Here is an 18,489-nt window from a genome sequence, read left to right on the forward strand (position 1 = left end):
AGCGGCGCGAGCGCCGCATTCAGCCGGAATTGCCTGCAGGTTGGCGCCTTGACAGCGTAATCCAAGGAAAACTCTATTGCCGCTGGTCACTCACCTCCATGAAAAAGCGCATCATTTCGCCACTCGCATCCGGTCCGCTGGCGTCCGTGTAACTGCCCTGGCGCCTGCCGCCCGACCATGCGTGGCCGCTGCCGTGCACGGTCCAGTGTTCCGCCATCACGGCGCCCGAGGGGCCGCGGTGAATCGTGCGCGTAAAGCTGCGCCCGGTGGCTTGGCCCGTCTGCACCGTGCCCGGCCGCAACCGGCTCAGATCGACCGACTGTGCAATGACGCCATCGCCGTTACGTGGATGGACGGTGCTGTCCATGTCGCCATGGAACACAATCAGCGGCAAGGCGCCCGCCAGCGGCGCGGCGCCGGCCGCTTCGCCGTATTGCATTGCCTGCATGGCTTGGCCGGTGCCAACTGCGCACCCGTGCGCCAGGCCCGAGTGGCAGCCAACCGCGCAAAACAGGTCCGGATACGTTCTGCCCAGTACCACGGCCATGGCGCCGCCGGCCGACAAACCGGCGATGAAGACTTTGGCGGGGTCAATCACGTACTCGTCCATCACCTTGTTCGCAACGCCGGCGATCAGGGCAGGTTCGCCGCCGCCGCGGTGGTGGTGGGCAGGCTCGAACCAGTTCCAGCATTTGCCGCCGTTGCTGGAAGACGACTGTTCCGGATACGCCACCAGGCACTGGTACTGTTCGGCAAGCTCGTTCATGCCGGTGCCGCGCGCAAAATCGGCGCCGTCCTGGCTGCAACCGTGCAGCATTACCAGCAAGGCCGCAGGACGCCCCGTATAGCTGGCCGGCACATACAATTTATAGTCCAGCGAGCCGGCGTCCGTGACGAGGCGTTGCGCGATCAGCGAAGGCGGCAACTTGGCCGCCCTGGCGCGGCTTGGTGCGACAGCGACATCAAGCTGGCCGCAATCCCACGCAAAAGGGTTGACGGAGCACAGGCTGGCCCAGGCATCGAACATTGGATTTAACATTGATAACGCTCCAGAAGAAAGGCGACAGATGAGTCCCCAATGTTTTTTGATGAGTATGCACGGCGCTTGCTGCCTTCTACGTCGGCGTTTGTCGCGAATCGGTGTAGGAGAACGACTAAGCGCGCTGGCAGATCAGCGCTGTTAGATCAGGTATACTTCGCCCATGGAAAAGCCATTCAATACCGACCAGCATGATGTGCGGGTCAACGACCGTGAACAGCTCATTTACCTGCTGACCGAAGCGGCGGAAATCGAGCACGGCCTGATGTGCACTTACCTGTACGCCGGCTGGTCGCTCAAGCGAACCGTCGACGAAGGCGTCACGCCCGAGCAATTGGCCAGCATCGAACGCTGGCGCAAGCAAATACGCGGCGTTGCCATGGAAGAAATGGTGCACTTGGCGATGGTCAACAACATGCTCATGAGCATAGGCTCGCCGCCCCACTTCCGGCGCCAGAATTTCCCGGTGCCGCCCGGCTACCATCCGTCCAGCCTGGTGGTGCGGCTGGCGCCGTTAACGCGCGATACGCTGGCGCATTTTATTTACCTGGAGCGTCCCGAAGGCATGGAAATGGCGCAGGCGCGCGGCTTTGAATCGCCCCTGGACTATGAACGGCGCAGCCCCACCGCCACGTTCACGCCCACCGCCGAAGACTACGATACCGTCGGCCACTTGTACCGCGGCATCGAGCAAGGCTTTGAGCAATTATCGGCAAGCATGGGTGAGGCAATCCTGTTTATCGGCAACCCGGAAGCACAGCTCGGGCGCGACCTGATGGACCTGGACGGCCTGTTCGCCGTCACCGACCTGGCCAGCGCGCGCAAGGCCATCGAGGTGATCATCGAGCAAGGTGAAGGCGGCCGGGAAAGCCGGCGGCCGGACGCCGCCGAATCGCACTTCGCGCGCTTTTCGGCCATGGGCGAGCAATACGATGCCTTCCTGCGCGAGGACCCCGGCTTCGTGCCGCACCGCGCGCTGGCCAGCGTCCCTGTCATGCTGGCGCCAATTGATCCTTGCGGCACCACGCATGTCGAGGCGCTAGAGGCGGCGCGCGTGCTCGACCTGGCGAACGCCGTGTATGGCCTGATGCTGCGCCTGCTGGCCAGCGGCACCGGCATGGAACGCGGCACGGCCGCGCGATGCCGGGTGGATATCGACGGCGCCGTCGGCCTGATGCATGTGATCAATTCACTGGCAGTCGCCCTGACCACGCTGCCGGCCGATGACCAAGGCACTGTGTGCGCGGGCATGAACTTTCACTTGCCCCGCTCCGCGCTGGCCTTGCCGCAACGCCATGCGGGCACCCTGCTTATGGCCGAGCGCGCCAACGAAATCGCGCTCGCACTCGATACTGCGGCCGCCGCCTGGCCGGCTGTCGACGCCAGCCTCGGCGGCCAGCTGCGCGCACTGGCCGCGCAGCTGCAGGAGCTTACCTAGTCGCGTTACGATACTTTACTTCTGGGAAACGAAATTGCCTGTATATTCCCGAGAATTATTTAAGTGAAATTGTAGAGCATGCCCCATTCGATCCTGACTGTTGCCGTGAAAGCCGAACTGGAGGTTGTCGCAGCGCGCCAGCGCGCGCGGCAGATCGCGTCGCTGGCCGGCCTGCTGCCGCGCGACCAGGCGCGCATCTCGACGGCCGTGTCTGAACTGGCGCGCAACATCATCAACGATTCCGGAGCGGGCAGTGTCGCGTTCGCCGTGGAAGACGCGCTACTGCCGCAGTTGCTGGTGGTGTCGATCAAGGAACCGGGCGCGCGCCGCCGCAGCGAGGACGACACCGCCGGCGTGCGGCGTCTGATCGACCAATACGACATCAGCACCGATGCAGAAGGCGGCACTACGATCGTGCTGCAGGTGCCGCTGCCGCAGGACGGCGCCTTGCTTACGCCGGCCGTGATTGAAGCGTTTAGCCGGCAACTGGCGCAGCTGCCCGGCCACGTGGTGTTGTCGGGAGTCCAGGACCAGAACAAGGAACTGACCAGCACCGTGGAAGCGTTGCAGGAAAAGCAGGAAGAACTGGTCTTGCTCACCGAAACGCTGGAAACGTCCAACAGCACGGTCTTGGCGCTAAATGCCAGCCTGGATGAAAAAGCGGCCACGCTGGAACTGGCCGACTTGCGCAAGGATGAATTTCTGGCCATCCTGAGCCACGAGCTGCGCGGTCCGCTGTCGGCGGTCGGCATGGCGGCCCAGATGCTGGAGACGCCGTCGGTGCCGCCCGAGCGCCAGGCCCAGCTGGCCCAATTGATTTCGCGCCAGGTCACGCACATGACGCGCGTGGTGGAAGACTTGCTTGACGTGTCGCGCATCAGCCGCGGCACGGTGCTGCTGAAAAAGTCGCCGGTCGACATGCGCGAGGTGGTCCAGTACGCCATTGAACAGCATACGGCGGGGGCCGCAGCCAAGCACCACACGCTCGACGTCGCCTTGCCCGATCACGCCTGCATGGTATCGGGCGAAGCGGTGCGCCTAGTGCAAGTGACGGGCAACCTGCTGGCGAACGCGATCCGGTATACGCCCGATGGGGGCGCCATCACGGTGGCGCTGACGCGCAGCGCCGGCATGGTCGAACTGAGCATTACCGACAATGGCATCGGCATCACCAAGGAATTGATTCCGCGCCTGTTCGACCTGTACGTCCAGGCAGAACAGAGCACGCAGCGCGGCAGCAGCGGCCTGGGCCTGGGCCTGGCGCTGGTCAAAAGCTTGCTGGAAGCGCATGGCGGCTCCGTCAGCGCCGCCAGCGACGGCATGGGGCACGGCGGCACCTTCCTGGTGCGCGTCCCGCACAGCGCGGCTTAAGGGCGCGCTCCGCAGTAAGTCTCCATGTACGATTGATGCGGTGGCAATTGCGCCACCGTCCTGTTGATGCCGTCGCGTATCGCGCCCAGAAATTGCCCGAGTTCTTCGTCGCCCATCAAGTCGGCCGTTTGATGGTGCTGCTGCGGCATGATGCCCTGCCCCAGCATGACCTGGATCCAGGAGTTTTCCGCAAATAATTCGTTGGGAATGCGAAATACCCGCCCCGTTTCGCGGAACAGCTCGATGCGGTGGCGCAGCGAAGCAGGAATGTCCATGCCGGCCGCGTCGCGCCAGAACGGCGTGTCGCGCCGGTTCGTGACGTGATAGTGCAGGATGATGAAGTCGCGGATGTGCCGGATTTCACTGCTGGTCTGGAAATTGTATTCGTCCACGTCGCTCTGGCGAATGCCATCGGTCGGGAACATTTGCAGCAGGCGAATAATGCCGCGCTGGATCAGGTGAATGCTGGTCGATTCGATCGGCTCCAGAAAGCCGCTGGCAAGACCAATGCCCACGCAATTGCCGCGCCAGGTCTTGCGCCGTTGTCCCGGCGTAAAGCGGATCACGCGCGGCTCAGTCAATGCCATGCCTTCAATATTGCCGAGTAACGTTGCGCGGGCCGTGTCGTCGTCCGTGTAGCGGCGCGAAAACACGATGCCATTGCCCACGCGGTGTTGCAGCGGAATGCGCCACTGCCAGCCGGCATCATGGGCGATCGAACGCGTCAGCGGTATGGCCGGGCCCACCGATTCGGTCTGCACGGCAATGGCGCTGTCGCAAAACAGCCAGTGCGACCAGTCCTCGTATGCTTCCTTCATGGCCTCGCCCAGTAGCAGCGCCCGGAAACCCGTGCAATCGATGAACAGGTCGCCTTCGATCAGCGCGCCCGAGGCGAGCAGCAGCGAGGTGATGTCGCCGCTCAGCGCATCGGTGTTGACCTTGGCAATCTTGCCTTCAATGCGCTGCACGCCGAACGGCTCGGAAAATGTGCGAAGGTAACGCGCGTAGCGGCTCGCATCCAGGTGGTACGCGTAATTCATGCCATTGCGCGGCAAGTGCGCAAAGCGGTTCGCCTGCGACGCTTTCAGTTCCAGGCAGTAGTCGCCATAGTCGCCTGCCAGCCCCCGTTCGCGACCTTTCATCCAGAAGTGCTGGAAACCCGCAGTCCAGTGATCGGTGCCGGTCAGGCCGAAAGAATGGATATAGTCTTCCTTGCAGTTGCGCCAGTTTTCAAAACTGATGCCCAGTTTAAAGGTCGCCTGGGTGGCGGCCATGAATTCCTGTTCGTTAATTTCCAGCAAGCTGTGGAAGTTCATCAAGGTGGGAATGGTTGCTTCGCCCACGCCCACGGTGCCGATCTCGTCAGACTCGATCAGCTTGATATCGAGCAGCTTGCCCAGCACCTTGGACAGGCCGGCCGCGACCATCCAGCCGGCAGTGCCCCCGCCGGCGATGACGACGCGCCGCACGGGACGGTGTTGTGGCCTGGATTGCTCTTGCATTGCAGTCTCCTTCAACGATTCATTTTCTTGATCAACTGCGCGCGCAACATCCGGGCAGTGTCTTCGTTCAGTGGCGCCAGCACGCGCTGCGCGTCTTTGCCGATATGGGCGGAGGTGGCCGCGTCGGCTTCAAATACGTAATGGCGAAAAATTTCCTGCCACGCTGCGCGCTGTTCGCGCGGCAAGTCGCGCATGCTCATCAAGGCCATCATCAGCGTATTGGTGGGCGTATCCATGTAGTCGGGCGACTGGCGCCACCAGTAGTTGACCAGCACATTGAAGTTGTCTTGCGCCTCGACGTGGTGCCACCACATGCTCGGAATAAAAATAGCGTCGCCGGGACCGAGTTCGGCGACCTGCGCGTGCTCGATGGCGTCGGCGAACTTCGGGAAACGTTGCAGGTCCGGCTTTTTGAAGTCGACCAGGCTGATGGCTTGCCCGGCGGGCGTAAAGTCGAGCGGACCGATGTACAGATTAGTTAACTGGTCTGGCGGGAACAGCGTAAAGCGCCGGTGGCCGGCGACGATGCAAGCCAGGTTGTCGGGCAAGTCGTAGTGCGCGGCAATGCGCGTCTGGTTGCCGATCCAGATGCTGGCAAGCGCATCGCGCTGGCCCAGCGTGACGTCGTTTTCATCGCGAAACCCTGGCAGGCAGGTGTCGATGGTGGTCGAGCCGACATAGACCGAGGGCGGCTTGTCGTCGTTGCGGTGGGCGGTTATTTCATCGAGGATGGCGTCGAGCCGGGCCCGGATCGGGGCGAAATTAAAACCACTCAAGTCCTCGTTATAGAAAAAGCGGCCATCGATATCCGGTGCGCCCAGGAAAGCGACCACGGTGGCGTCGCGGTAGAAGCGGCGCACATATTGCTCGGCGCCGTGCTCCGACGCCAGGCTGGCCCGCACCGCCGGCCAGGCGGCGACCAGGCCGCGCAGCACGACCGGTTCCGTCGACTGCAGCAATTGTTCGCTGAGCGAATGCGCATCGACGCCATGCAGCTCACGCATGGCGGTTCTTGCGCGCGATGAGCGCGCGGAAATTCGACATCGATGCGAGCACCATGTAAATGGCTTGCAGGTAGCCGGCCTGGTGCAAGCGCGCGACGGCGTCGCCGGGAAGTGCGCCCAGCTTGTCTTCATTGATCGTGTAGAAGCCGGCCAGCCGGTTTTGCGATCCATCGTCAAGTTCGATGTCGACAACGAACGATTCGAGCAAGGCATGCTCGAGCAAGGCGGTGATAAAGGGCGCCGTTGCCTGCACGCCCTGGTAAATGCCCAGCAAGATGGAATTGATTTGTTCCAGGAACTCCGTATTGCCGCCATGGGCCAGGAAAATTGCTTCGCCATCGGCCGCGCTCACGCGCGGGCTGGCCAGGTCAATGTGCACCATCGGTTCGCCGTTGGTGATGCCGATCAGGAAGGGTTGACGCTCAATTGCTAGCGGCACATAGCTTGCGTCCCAGCCGTTCGGACCGAGGAACAGGTTTTCCCGTTCCTGAAAACCAAACAGCACTACCGGCTCGAAACCCGTGCCGTCGGGCGTCTTGCGAAAGACGATCGGATAATGCGCCTGCAAGTCGCGAAATTCCGCCGGGAAGGTGATGGCGAGCATGACATCGTCCCCATGGGCGGCGCCGCGGCGGGTGACGATGCGCACATCCTTGTGCTCGATATTGTTTAGCAAAACATGGTGTGGCATGGTGGTGTCCCGGCGTTTAGTTAGTCAAATGGTCTGCAGACCGTGGCGTTGTATATGGTCGATCAGCGCCCGGTTGCCCGGCAACGCGCCCAGCATGCTCGCGGTCAGCGCGGCGGCTTGACGAAAATAGCCGTCCGCCTGTTCCGGGTTGTGGCGGCTGGCGGCGTGTTCCGTGTGAAAGAGCATGCCGTACAACACGTATTGGTAACTGGCCGACGGAAACACTTCATCGATGCGGCCAAAGTCGTTGCGCGACGGCGGCCGGTGGCGCCACAGCGCGAGCAGTTCGGCCAGGCGCTCGGGCGCGACCCGGTTGTCGATCCAGTAGTCGGCGTCACGGCGTTCGCTCAGCACGTAGTGCAGCTTGAGGAAATCGATCACCCGTTCCCAGCGATACGTAAAGGCTTCATTGAAGCGGCGCGCGACAATGTCCATCACGGCGCGCGTGGCCGGCATGTCGTCGCTGAGCATGGCGGCCGACAACTCCACCAGCGCCAGCGCGGACGCTTCGAGCGGCTCGATAAAGCCGGCCGACAAGCCGATCGCCACACAGTTGCGGTGCCAGAACTGGCGCCGGTAGCCGGGCTGAAAGCTGAGCTTGCGCACTGCCGCGTCCTGGCCTGGGCCGATGTAGCGGTGCAAGACTTGCTGGGCCGCTTGATCGCTGGTATGGGCGCTGGAATACACGTAGCCAATCCCGCGCCGCGTGGGCAGGCCGATGTCCCAAATCCAGCCGGCGCTTTGGGCGGTGGAGGTGGTGTGCGAACTGATCGGACTGTCTTCGCGCGGATAGGGAAGCTGGATCGCCAGTGCCGTGTCGTTGAACAGCACGTGTTTTTGCGACAGGAACGCGACGCCGAAATGCTGGCCTAACAAGAGCGACTGCATGCCGCTGCAATCGACGAACAGGTCGCCGGCAAGTCGGCCGTGGGCGCGCGTCTGCAGGGCAGCAATGTCGCCGTTCTCATGCGAATCGATGCCCGTGACATGGTCGGCGATATAGGTTACGCCCAGCTTGTCGGTGCAGTGCTTGCGCAGGAACACGCCGAACTTGCCGGCGTCCAGATGGTAGCCATAGTTGGCCACGGCGGCGTATTCCGGCGTGCTGGCTTGCTTGGGCGCCTTGCCGTGCGCGCACAGGTGCGGCTGGAAGCTGACCAGGTCGGCAAAGGGTACGTGCGCGTGGCACGCTTGCCAGCGGGCAGCCAGGTTGGTCTCTCCGTAGCCTTGCGGCAGCACGAAGGGATGAAAATAGTAATCGCTTTCTTGCCCGGTACGCCAGCCGCAAAATTTGGAACCTTGCTTAAAGGAGGCGTCGCACTCGCGGAAGAAATCGCTTTCGGATACACCGATCTTGCGCAGCGTATCGCGCATGGTGGGCCAGGTGCCCTCGCCCACCCCGATCGGGGCCACATCGGGCGATTCGATGACCGTCACTTTCAAGTGCGGATGGTCGGCGGCGATCACGCCGGCGCTCAGCCAGCCGGCCGAGCCGCCGCCCACAATGACGATGTGTTCAATGGTGCTGCTTGCCATGCGATGTTCCATGTCGTTACTTAATGTTCGCAGGAAAGTCTAACCGAAAAGGCCGCTGACGGGCAGCGGCCTTGTTTCAGAAGAGCACATTTCGTCCAGGAACAGAAGAAATGTGCTGCCGATCAGAACTTGTAGCGTCCGCCCAGCATGTAGCGTGGCCCGCCCTGGGTCACGAACAAGGCTTGCCGTTCGTTACGGCCATGCACGCGCACAGTGGCGTTGGTGGCATTGATCACCTCGAACTGCAGGCTGGTCTTCTCATCGATCGCATAACCGACCGACACGTCGAGCTGGCCGAACGATTCGACGTAGTTCGGATTGAAGCCGGAACCGTCACGGGTCGCCGACAAGAAATTGCCGCGCCAGTTGTAGGCAGTGCGCACTGTCCACTTGGCATCCTCGTAGATCCCCACCAGGTTGCCCGAGTTGCTCAAACCGGGCAGCGCGAACTGGTCGCCTTTGCTCGCATTGTTGTACTCCAGCCCCGAGCGCACAAAAGTATAGTTCGCTTGCAGGCCAAAGCCGGTGTTGCCAAACATGTGCTGCAGGTTGACTTCCACGCCGTGCACATTGGTCGCATCCTTGTTCGCCGTGGTGGTGATGACGAAGTTGGCGATCGGATCGTTAGGCTGGCCGAGGATGGTGCCCGTTGCGTTGCCGCTCGGATCGTTTGCACCACGCGTCACCCCCGGTGCCGTCGGATGGTTGCGGAAGATAAAGTTACGGATGCATACCGTATCCGAGCCGCACCCGGACGCCACCGCTTCGGTCCACAGCGGTCCGCCCACGGGCGTATGCAAGTTGAACGGCGTGGCGGTCAGTTCCGACTGGCCAGGGAAGTTTTCAACGTTCTTGCGGAACAAGCCAAGCGACAGATAGCTCTGCTTGCCGTAATACCACTCGTACGACAAGTCCAGGTTTTTCGACTTGACTGGCAGCAGCGCCGGGTTACCCTGCGAGCCGGTGCCGCCGTTGATGCGCGCGCCCGCGTTGAGCACTTGTCCGCCGGCGATCTGGTCGTAACGCGGACGGCCGATCGTGACGCCGTAGCTGGCGCGCAGTTTCATGTCCTTCCTGACGTCGACATCGAAGTCGAAGCTTGGCAGCACGTGCTTGTAAGAACCGGTCAGCGTGGTGAAGGTCGGCGCGCCGAAGCCGACCGAAAATTCATTGGCCGAGACCATCGTGATCCCGGTGGCGCTTGGCACCAGCGCGGTCGAGACAACGTCCGTCTTTTCGTAGCGCAGGCCGATAGCCGTGTGCATCGGCAAGCGCGTATCCCAGTCGGTATTGAGCTGCAGATACGCGCTCTTCGATTTTTCGGCGGTGCGCTGGTCGGTGTCGTAGGTGGACTTGGGCAGGTACAGCTCCGGTTTGCCGGAGGCGGCAGCGGCGAGCGCGCGCACTTCTTCAAAGTTAAAGGTATTGAACTGGTTGAACAGGGCCGGATTGTCGCTGCCGTCGAGCTTGTTGAAGTACTGGCGAATCGTATCCGCGTGGAACACACTGCTCGGATAATCGGCCGGGCTGGTGGCGCCACCCCAGGTGTCGCGCTGCTGGTTCGAAAAAGCGGAGCGGTTCTCGACCTTGGTCGCGGCCAGGCCGAACTTGAGGTTGGACGATTCCAGCATCTTCAAGCGCCCGCTGACCTGCTCCTGCTCGACTTCGCCTTTCATGTAACCGTTTTGAAATGTCGAGCCGGTCACTTGCTGCGGTGCGCGCAGATAGTCGGCGCCCTTGATGCTCAGCACCGGGAAATCCTTGGTGAAGTCGGCGGTGGTGTCGCCGCGGCTGAAGCTGGCGGTGCCGAGCGTGTTGTTCGAACCATACGGGCTGTCCGGCGTCGATTCGGCGGTCGACTTGTGGGCATCGAATTCGAGCTTCAAGTCGTTGCTCACGCGCCAGGCGGCGTTAAAGCCGATGGCCTTGTTTTGGGTCTTGGTCGCGAAATTGGCGGCACCCATGGCGATGTCGCTGTTTGCCGTCGGAATCAGTTCGGTGTAGACCAGGGGAGCGGCAACCGGGCCGTTCGTCCAGGAACTGGTCGACGGGCCGAAATTGAACCAGGCCGACAGATCGCTGCGCTTGGTCTGGATCTTGTTTTCGGAATAGGTGTAGTCGAGCGTTGTCACGAACGACTTAATCGGTGCAAATTGCAGCGTCAACTGGCCGTTGGTGCGCTGGCGCTTCACGCCGCTCATGCTGTAATTCAAGTTTTGCGGGACGCTGTAGATGTCGGTCGGCTTCGGACGGTTGGTAACGCCCGTTACCCCTGGGCCTGGCTGGGGAATCGTGCCCCAGTTGTTCTCGTCGCCGCGGAACGGACCGCGCCAGCCGTTCGACACGGCCGCCGTGTTGTAGCCGAGATTGCGTTCCTGGTAGCTGGCGCTGAGCGCCACGCCGAACTTGCCGTCCGCATAGGTATTGCTAAAGATTCCGGAAAACTCCGGCGTCGTCGATGTGCCGGCCTTGACGTCGGCCGGCAGGTTGTTGTTGGACGTGTCGTGCACCAGCTTGAAGCCCACGCTCGAATGCAAGCCTGGCGCATCGAAGGGACGCGCTGTCATGACGTTCAGGGTGGCGCCGATGCCGCCGGCCGGTGTTTCCGCACGGCTGGTCTTGTAGACCTGGATTTGCGAGATGGCTTCGGACGCCAGGTTGGCGAAATCGAAGGCGCGCCCGTTCAGGTCGCCCAAATTGGAGGTGGCCATCTGGCGGCCATTGAGCAGCACCATGTTGAAATCGGGACCGACGCCGCGCACGGTGACCTTGGAGCCTTCGCCGATGGTGCGGTCGATCGAGACGCCGGTGATGCGCTGCAGCGATTCGGCCAGGTTGGTGTCCGGGAACTTGCCGATATCGGCGGCGATGATGCCGTCGACGATGCCGTCTGAACTGCGCTTGAGGTTCATCGATGAACCCAGGCTGTTACGCAGGCCGACAACCGTTACGGACTGCAGTACTGGTGCGGTGGCGGTGGTGTTGGTCGATGCGGCTACGGTTGCTTCCTGGGCATAGCCTGGCAGCGTCAGCGTTGCGCAGGCGCTGGCCACAGCCAAACATAACAATTTCTGTTTTGGGTAATACATTCGGTCTCCTCTGATTTTAAGAACATGGCCTGTAGCCACATTTCCCTTGTCCCGCACGCGCTCCGCTTGCCCGGACCGCGCTTGCCGCCACTACTGCTGCCCGCCTGCCCTTCCCGCCGCCGGTCTGCGACCGATCTGGAAAATGCCTGCCTTGGAAACGATTCCACACTCAAGCGTGCGCCATATCGTCCGCACACTCTCCCGGACGACATCACCTGCCAACAAGCGCGGCGTACTGCACGCAAACGACACAGTGGGCAACCGGCCCCGCCTTGCCGAACGCGTTCGTGGCGCTTGTCTTGCCTCATCCCTGATGATTTAGAGCCGAGTGGAAGCGTTTCCATGCCACGTCTAAATATTGCGGGCTAACAAACAATTTGTCAATAAAATATTGATCTGCAACCGCCTTTTACAACGGTGTTGCATCGATACACCACAAAGGGGCAGTAGCGCCGCTTGCTGATGGGAGCGGCCGACGCGGGGGCTGGGAGCTGCACACAGGCAGTTTTCCGCGCTCAATTTGGTAAGGTTTCCACGTTGAGCGGCTTTACGTTGAACTTGTTCGGTGTCACCATAGCCGTCCTTGCGTTAAAGCATTACGAAGAAAGCCGTCGATGTCGTATCCGTACCTGAGTGATGTAGTGCGCGCCCTGACCGGGCTTGACCTGCCCTTGCCTATTCCCTTGTTCGGCATGCTGGTGGTGTGCGCCATGTTCGCCGCTGCCGCCTGCCTGTCCGCGCAGTTGCGGCGCATGCACGCCGCAGGTCAGATCGGCAACGCCAGGCGCAAGCTTGTTGCCGCCGACGGCAGCGTGACGTGGATCGAGATCGCGCCGCAAGAGATCGTCTCCGACCTGACCACCATCGTCATGCTGACGGGCGTGGTGGGCGCGCGGCTGTTTCATATCGTCGAGCATCTGGATGCATTCGCGGCTGCGCCGTGGGACATGATCTTCAGCCGCTCCGGTTTCAGCGTGTTCGGCGGCTTGATCCTGGGCACGATCGCGGGATTGCTCTTCATCCGGCGCTGGCACATAAGCGCCGCCGCGATGCTCGACGCCGTCGCGCCGGCCATGATGCTGGGCTACGCCATCGGGCGGATCGGTTGCCAGATCTCCGGCGACGGCGACTGGGGAACGGCGGCCAACATGGCTTTGAAGCCGGACTGGCTGCCGACCTGGTTCTGGGCGCAGACCTATCAAAACAATATTTTTGGCGAAGTTATTGCAGCGCCGGGCGTGTATCCAACGTCCATTTACGAAACGGTGATGGCGCTCGCCTGCTTTGGCGTGCTGTGGGCGCTGCGCAAGCATCCCTTCAAAACCGGGTGGCTGTTTGCCGTGTACCTGTTGCTGGCAGGCGTGGAGCGCTTCGCGATCGAACAGTTGCGCGTCAACCCAAAATTCGATGTGCTCGGTTTCCAGTTGACGCAAGCGGAAGTGATCGCCATTGTGCTGATCGTGCTGGGGCTCAATTTCATCGGCGTGCTGGGCCGGCGCGACCGCACTGGTGCGCCGCAGACTAAGGCGTCGTTGGACGCTTGACCGCGCGCTTGGCAACTGTTGCCTGGTTCAGCTCGACGGCGGCGCGGATCAAGGCTTGCAATGCGGCCTCGTCGATGGTTTCGCCTTCATGCATGTCGATCGCGCGCCGCGTGTTTCCCTCCAGGCTGGCGTTGAACAAGCCGGCAGTGTCGTCCAGCGACGCGCCCTTGGCAAACGTCATTTTGACCGTGCTCTTGTACGTTTCGCCGGTGCAGATGATGCCATCGTGCGACCAGACCGGAACGCCGCGCCATTTGACTTCCTCGAGCACGCCGGGGTCGGCCTGCCGAATCAGGGCGCGGATGCGCGCCAGCGTGGCGCCCCGCCAGTCGCCCAGTGCGGCAATTTTCTCGTCAATCAGCGTGGCAGCATCTTGCGAAACATGATTGTCCGGGCTAGTCTTGTTCACGTTCACGGTGGCCCCCGTCGGTTGAATGTTTACCGCAACTGGCGCAGGATTTGTGCCATCGAATACGGTTTGGTAATGATAGGAAATTGCGGCGCTTCACCGTCCAGTTCTTTCAGCGCCGCCGTTGCGTAGCCCGATGCCAGGATAATTTTCATGTCGGGATACAGGCGCCGCGCCTGGGCGCCCAGTTCGATACCGCTCATGCCGGGCATGACCACGTCTGAAAACAGTACGTCAATCCCGCTCGTGCGTTGCAAGATGGCCAAGGCTTCCGCCCCGTTATTGGCAGAAAGCACGTCATAGCCAAGCGTGCGGAATAACTCGACCGCCATGTCCAGCACGTCAATCTGATCATCGACCACGAGCGCCTTTTCGCGCCCGGTGTCGCCGGACGACTCTTCGGCATCGGCGGCAAGTGCGGGAAAATAAAGCGCCACGGAAGTGCCCGCACCGGGCGTTGACGTAATGGCAAGATCACCTCCGGACTGGTGCATGAGACCATACACGTGGCTAAGACCAAGGCCCGTTCCCTTGCCGATAGGCTTGGTCGTAAAGAAGGGTTCGACGGCGTGCGAGATAACGTCCGCGCTCATGCCCTCGCCCGTATCGTCAACCCGGATGGTGACATAGGATCCGGCCGGAAGATTGCCTACCTGTAGTTCGCGCAGTGCCGTCACGCGGGTCGAGACCGTGATCCGGCCGCCGTCGGGCGTTGCGTCGCGCGCATTGACGATCAAATTGAGAATTGCCGCCTCCACTTGCGGGGCGTCGACCAGCACCAGCGGCAGGTCGGCGCCCAACTGCAAGTCGAAGCCAACCGAGCCGCGCACCGCGCGCCGCAGCACCGCCTCGAATGAGGCGATGACTTCGTTGAGATCGTAGTTGTCCTGCTTGAGGGGCTGCTGGCGCGCGAAGGTCAGCAGTTGCTGGGTCAGCGTGGCACCGCGCGAGGCGGCCCGGTCCATGGCCTCGAGCACGCGCCAGTCGGCCGGATCGGTCAGGCGCGTCTTGAGCACGGTCAGCCCGTTGGAAATAACGCTGAGTAAATTGTTGAAGTCGTGCGCCACGCCGCCGGTCAGTTTGCCGATCGCTTCCAGTTTCTGCGACTGGAACAAGGCTTCCGACGCCTTTTCAATCGTGATCGCCGCGTCGCGCCGCTCGGTGATGTCGCGCGTCACCTTGGCAAAGCCGATCAGCTCGCCGAGCTCGTTATGGATCGGATCGATGACCACGTGCGCCCAAAACCGTTCGCCGCTCTTGCGCATGCGCCAGCCTTCACTTTCGAAGCGGCCATCCTTGACGGCCGTCGCCAGGGCGATCATCGGCAAACCATGCGCCCGGTCTTCCGGGGTATAGAACCTTGAAAAATGACTGCCGATCACTTCATTGTCGTCAAAACCCTTGATGCGCCGCGCACCGGCGTTCCAGTTGGTGATCTCGCCCTTGGGCGAAAGCATGTAGATGGCGTAGTCGGTGACGCCTTGCACCAACAGACGGAAACGTTCCTCGCTCGCATGCAGGGCTTCCGAGGCACGCTTGCGCTCGGTAATATCGCGCGTCACTTTCGCAAAGCCGATCAGCTCGCCGTCTTGCGCGCGTACCGGATCGATCACCACGCTGGCCCAGAAACGGGTGCCATCCTTACGCACGCGCCATCCTTCATCTTCGAAGCGCCCTTCGTTTCTGGCAGTTGCCAGCGCACGGGCGGGCAGATTGGTTGCCAGGTCGTCCGGCGTGTAGAAACGGGAAAAATGCTGCCCGATGATTTCTTCTGGGGTGTAGCCTTTGAACCGCTGGGCGCCAGCGTTCCAGGTGTTGATCACCCCTTCCGGGGACAGCATGTAGATGGCGTAATCCGTGACGCTGGCAACCAGTTGCTGGAAGCGGTCGGAGGTGGCGGGCGGCGGCGTGGAAGCGGGTGATTTAATCATGTCGCTGGCGAGCTTTAGCGCCCCGGCAATTGGGCCGCATCTATGGGAAGAACAACTATATCCCAGTTCGAAAAGTGGGCGCGCTATTCGTTGCGCATCGCCGTTTTTTCACGGGCGCCTGGGGCGACTGGCGCCAGGACAACCGGTTTGAACGCTACTTGTGGCCCCTGAGCGTATTGCGCGCGGTTACTATTCCGGCGGCGACTACCGGCAAGCCATTCAATATTGGGATCGTTGCATTGACGTGTCCACCAAGGCAGGCGGTGATGCCGAAACATGGATTTTGGCAAAAGTCGGCTTGGCGCAAGTCTACCAAGGCGCAGGCGATCACGCCAACAGCCTGACGATGCTGGCCGAGGCGCAGTCCAGGACGGAAGAAGTGGGCGATCAGCACTTGAACGCCAAAGTTAAGATCAACCTGGGCGTGGTCCTGATCGACAGCGCACGCCTCGACGAAGCCGCGACAGTATTGCAGGAAGCATTCACCATTTGCGCTGTACATGGCTTGTCGGACTATTTAGCAGCGTCAAATTTTTATCTTGGCAAGCTAGCCTTGGCGCGTAGCGAACTGGGGCGGGCAATGGCCTATCTCGACGCTGGGCTCGTGGCCGCCAGGCAAGTGAACTTCCGCTGGTGCGAAGGTCACATCCGCGCCACCCAAGTCGAGGTGTTTGCACGGGGCGCCAATCACTCCATGGCCTTGCAAGTGGTACAAAAGGCGCAGACGTTTGCCGCAATGGACGGCTTTTTTGACATGCTGATCCAGCAGCATTTCGCCGCAGCGCAGTATGCGGCCTCCTTGAATGACTTCGCGACCGCGTTAGCGAATTAAATAAAGGCCGGCCGTGACAGTTTTTCATCACCTATGTGGCCGGGCTGGTGCTGGAGAAAAGCGGCGTGACGCCCGAGCTCATGTTGGGAAATCATTTTCAGGATTTGTCTGCCGCCAACCTCGGCAAGGCCGAGTGGGAAGCCCACCTGGCGCAACTGCAAAGGCATGAGTCACGCGGCCGGCGCATTAACTCTGCGCCATCGTAATAGACCCCGTCCCAGGATCGGTTGCGGAAAAGGACTTTCGAAAAAACATCGAGACAAGTCCGAAAATTCACCCTCGAATAGGATGGGATGCCGCCCCTAAAATGCTGCGGAAAGTAACAACACTGGCTTCCATGGCAACCAAATTTCCCCCGCAAGACGAAACCCCACACGCCGAACTGATCCATGCCTTAGGCATGACAAAGGTTGGCGTTTTTGTTTCCGGCATCCGGGAAGCGCTTTATTTGCCTGGCTTGAGCACCACTTTGGTCCACCCAGCTGTGCGCTTGTCGAACTGTTGATAGCCCTTCGGCGCCTCGTCCAGCGCGAGTTCGTGCGAAATGATCGTCGACGGTTTGGCGCGGCCCGCCTGGATCAGCTTGGAAAGGTGGCGATTGTAGGCTTTGACGTTGGCCTGGCCGGTGGCGATACGCTGCCCTTTTAACCAAAGTTGGCCGAAGTCGAAGGCCAATTTGCCTTCCTTGGCGAGTTCATCTTTGGCGCCTGGATCCTGCGGCAAGAACACGCCCACCACGCCGATGCCGCCGGTGGCCTTGACCGATTGGACCAGATTGTTCATCGTCAGGTTCGGCACTTCCTTGCCATGCTTGTCGCAGCACTGGTAGCCGACACATTCGCAGCCGCAATCGGCACCCTTGCCATCGGTCAGGTCAAGAATTTGCTGCACGCCGCCCTGCTCGGTATCGTCGATCGCGATCGCGCCCATTTTTACGGCCAGCTTCAGGCGGTCCTTGTGGGTATCGACCACGAACACTCTGCTGGCGCCTTTTAGGTAGGCCGACATGGTCGCCATCAGGCCGACAGGGCCGGCTCCGTAGACCACGACCGAGTCGCCGGGTCGCATACCGGCCAGCTCCGTGGCGTGGTAGCCGGTCGGAAAAATGTCGGACAACATGACATAATCGTTTTCCTTTTCCTGCGCATCGTCCGGCAGCACGAGGCAGTTGTAGTCAGCGTAGGGGACGCGCAGCAGTTCGGCCTGGCCGCCGCTGTATGGGCCCATGCCGGCGAAGCCGTAGGCCGCGCCGGCAGTCCCTGGATTGGCCGTCAGGCAGAATCCGGACAAGCCGCGCTCGCAGTTCTCGCAAAATCCGCAGCCAATATTGAATGGTAGACACACCATGTCACCGACCTTGACGCGGTCGACTGCCTTGCCGACTTCGATCACCTCGCCCATGTTCTCGTGACCGAGGATGCGGCCGCTCTCCATGCTGGTGCGACCTTCATACATGTGCAGGTCAGATCCGCAAATATTGGTCGTGGTAATGCGCACCAGCACGTCAGTCGGCTTTTCGATTTTTGCATCCGGCACCTCCATGACCTGGACGTCGCAGGGTCCGTTATATACGAGTGCTTTCATGATAATCCTTTGGCGTAAAAATTTTGGGTCGCGGCAGGGTGCCGCCACCCAAGCTGACCACTGTGGGGCACGTGCCCAATTGGCGCGGTGCGCTAACTAACAGAGGCATTGATTTCAGTGTTGCCAAGATCGCGGTTCAGTTGTCGGGACAGTTCATTGAAAAACCGTGTGTCGGTGCGCCGGTGGTTCGATTCCGCTCCGGGCCACCAAGAACATCGTTCTCGCAGCGCCAACCATCATAGGTTGGCGCTATGGTTTCTGGGACCCACGGTCCTAGTGTCCGGTCTTTTTCCGGACCATAATCGACACAAAAGCGAAAACTTCCTGGAACACGATTGCTACCTCTGCAGCTCTTCGTTGCCGCCTACAACTGCGTGACACAGCCCTTTCGGTGTCCAGTGTTTTACCAACATTGTCGGCGGGAGTGAACTGTCTTGCAGTATCATCGCGAAGCCTTTGCGCGGTTGCGGACCAGCGCCATGAGAAGCATTGGTGGACCCTGTCGGACCACAATGCTGT

At 61.2% G+C, this 18,489-nt stretch carries 14 protein-coding genes; 5 read left to right on the plus strand and 9 right to left on the minus strand.

Going from position 1 to position 18,489, the window contains the following annotated elements; genetic code table 11:
* Nucleotides 1–73 precede the first annotated feature (73 nt).
* Nucleotides 74–1,039 (minus strand): extracellular catalytic domain type 1 short-chain-length polyhydroxyalkanoate depolymerase, encoded by a 966-nt coding sequence (locus tag ACP7D4_RS19220; protein WP_426210760.1) that lies wholly within the window; start codon nt 1,037–1,039, stop codon nt 74–76.
* Between the two features lie 163 nt (nt 1,040–1,202).
* Between ACP7D4_RS19220 and ACP7D4_RS19225 the strand changes: the two genes are divergently transcribed.
* Together ACP7D4_RS19225 and ACP7D4_RS19230 are read left to right on the plus strand one after the other, a co-directional pair.
* Entirely contained in the window at nt 1,203–2,477 is a 1,275-nt protein-coding gene (locus ACP7D4_RS19225; RefSeq protein ID WP_426210762.1) for a ferritin-like domain-containing protein, read from the plus strand.
* 78 nt (nt 2,478–2,555) lie between these two features.
* Nucleotides 2,556–3,848 carry an ATP-binding protein gene (locus ACP7D4_RS19230; RefSeq protein ID WP_426210764.1) on the plus strand — a complete coding sequence of 431 codons (1,293 nt, stop codon included), beginning with the start codon at nt 2,556–2,558 and terminating at the stop codon, nt 3,846–3,848.
* Here ACP7D4_RS19230 and ACP7D4_RS19235 read toward each other — a convergent pair.
* From ACP7D4_RS19235 to ACP7D4_RS19255, 5 genes are all read right to left on the minus strand, one after another.
* Nucleotides 3,845–5,350 (minus strand): tryptophan halogenase family protein, encoded by a 1,506-nt coding sequence (locus ACP7D4_RS19235; protein ID WP_426102984.1) that lies wholly within the window; start codon nt 5,348–5,350, stop codon nt 3,845–3,847. The genes ACP7D4_RS19230 and ACP7D4_RS19235 overlap by 4 nt on opposite strands.
* A gap of 11 nt (nt 5,351–5,361) precedes the next feature.
* Complete coding sequence (locus tag ACP7D4_RS19240) at nt 5,362–6,354, minus strand: cupin-like domain-containing protein (RefSeq protein WP_426210766.1); 993 nt, start codon at nt 6,352–6,354, stop codon at nt 5,362–5,364.
* Nucleotides 6,347–7,045 carry a SapC family protein gene (locus ACP7D4_RS19245; RefSeq protein ID WP_426102988.1) on the minus strand — a complete coding sequence of 233 codons (699 nt, stop codon included), beginning with the start codon at nt 7,043–7,045 and terminating at the stop codon, nt 6,347–6,349. The genes ACP7D4_RS19240 and ACP7D4_RS19245 overlap by 8 nt, the downstream gene beginning before the upstream one ends.
* Before the next feature lie 24 nt (nt 7,046–7,069).
* On the minus strand, nt 7,070–8,581 hold the full coding sequence (locus ACP7D4_RS19250) for a tryptophan halogenase family protein (protein ID WP_426210768.1): 1,512 nt from the start codon (nt 8,579–8,581) through the stop codon (nt 7,070–7,072).
* Between the two features lie 122 nt (nt 8,582–8,703).
* A complete protein-coding gene (locus ACP7D4_RS19255) occupies nt 8,704–11,670 on the minus strand; it encodes a TonB-dependent receptor (RefSeq protein WP_426210770.1) in 2,967 nt (988 codons plus the stop codon).
* Between the two features lie 614 nt (nt 11,671–12,284).
* Between ACP7D4_RS19255 and ACP7D4_RS19260 the strand changes: the two genes are divergently transcribed.
* The gene (locus tag ACP7D4_RS19260; RefSeq protein WP_426210772.1) at nt 12,285–13,214 is read left to right on the plus strand and encodes a prolipoprotein diacylglyceryl transferase; all 930 of its coding nucleotides are present in this window, start codon (nt 12,285–12,287) and stop codon (nt 13,212–13,214) included.
* Here the strand turns inward: ACP7D4_RS19260 and ACP7D4_RS19265 are convergent.
* Both ACP7D4_RS19265 and ACP7D4_RS19270 read right to left on the minus strand, forming a co-directional pair.
* Complete coding sequence (locus ACP7D4_RS19265) at nt 13,192–13,623, minus strand: DUF1801 domain-containing protein (RefSeq protein ID WP_426210792.1); 432 nt, start codon at nt 13,621–13,623, stop codon at nt 13,192–13,194. The genes ACP7D4_RS19260 and ACP7D4_RS19265 overlap by 23 nt on opposite strands.
* Before the next feature lie 29 nt (nt 13,624–13,652).
* Entirely contained in the window at nt 13,653–15,554 is a 1,902-nt protein-coding gene (locus ACP7D4_RS19270) for a PAS domain S-box protein (RefSeq protein WP_426210774.1), read from the minus strand.
* Between the two features lie 160 nt (nt 15,555–15,714).
* Here ACP7D4_RS19270 and ACP7D4_RS19275 point away from each other — a divergent pair, with 160 nt between their 5' ends.
* Together ACP7D4_RS19275 and ACP7D4_RS19280 are read left to right on the plus strand one after the other, a co-directional pair.
* A complete protein-coding gene (locus tag ACP7D4_RS19275; protein ID WP_426210776.1) occupies nt 15,715–16,386 on the plus strand; it encodes a tetratricopeptide repeat protein in 672 nt (223 codons plus the stop codon).
* Between the two features lie 47 nt (nt 16,387–16,433).
* On the plus strand, nt 16,434–16,592 hold the full coding sequence (locus ACP7D4_RS19280; protein WP_426210778.1) for a hypothetical protein: 159 nt from the start codon (nt 16,434–16,436) through the stop codon (nt 16,590–16,592).
* Between the two features lie 238 nt (nt 16,593–16,830).
* On the opposite strand, the gene ACP7D4_RS19285 is transcribed toward ACP7D4_RS19280, so the two are convergent.
* Nucleotides 16,831–17,970 (minus strand): glutathione-independent formaldehyde dehydrogenase, encoded by a 1,140-nt coding sequence (locus ACP7D4_RS19285; RefSeq protein ID WP_426103002.1) that lies wholly within the window; start codon nt 17,968–17,970, stop codon nt 16,831–16,833.
* Nucleotides 17,971–18,489 lie beyond the last annotated feature (519 nt).

Origin of the sequence: Massilia sp. TWP1-3-3, assembly GCF_049897805.1 — a bacterium.
Lineage (GTDB): Bacteria > Pseudomonadota > Gammaproteobacteria > Burkholderiales > Burkholderiaceae_D > Telluria_A.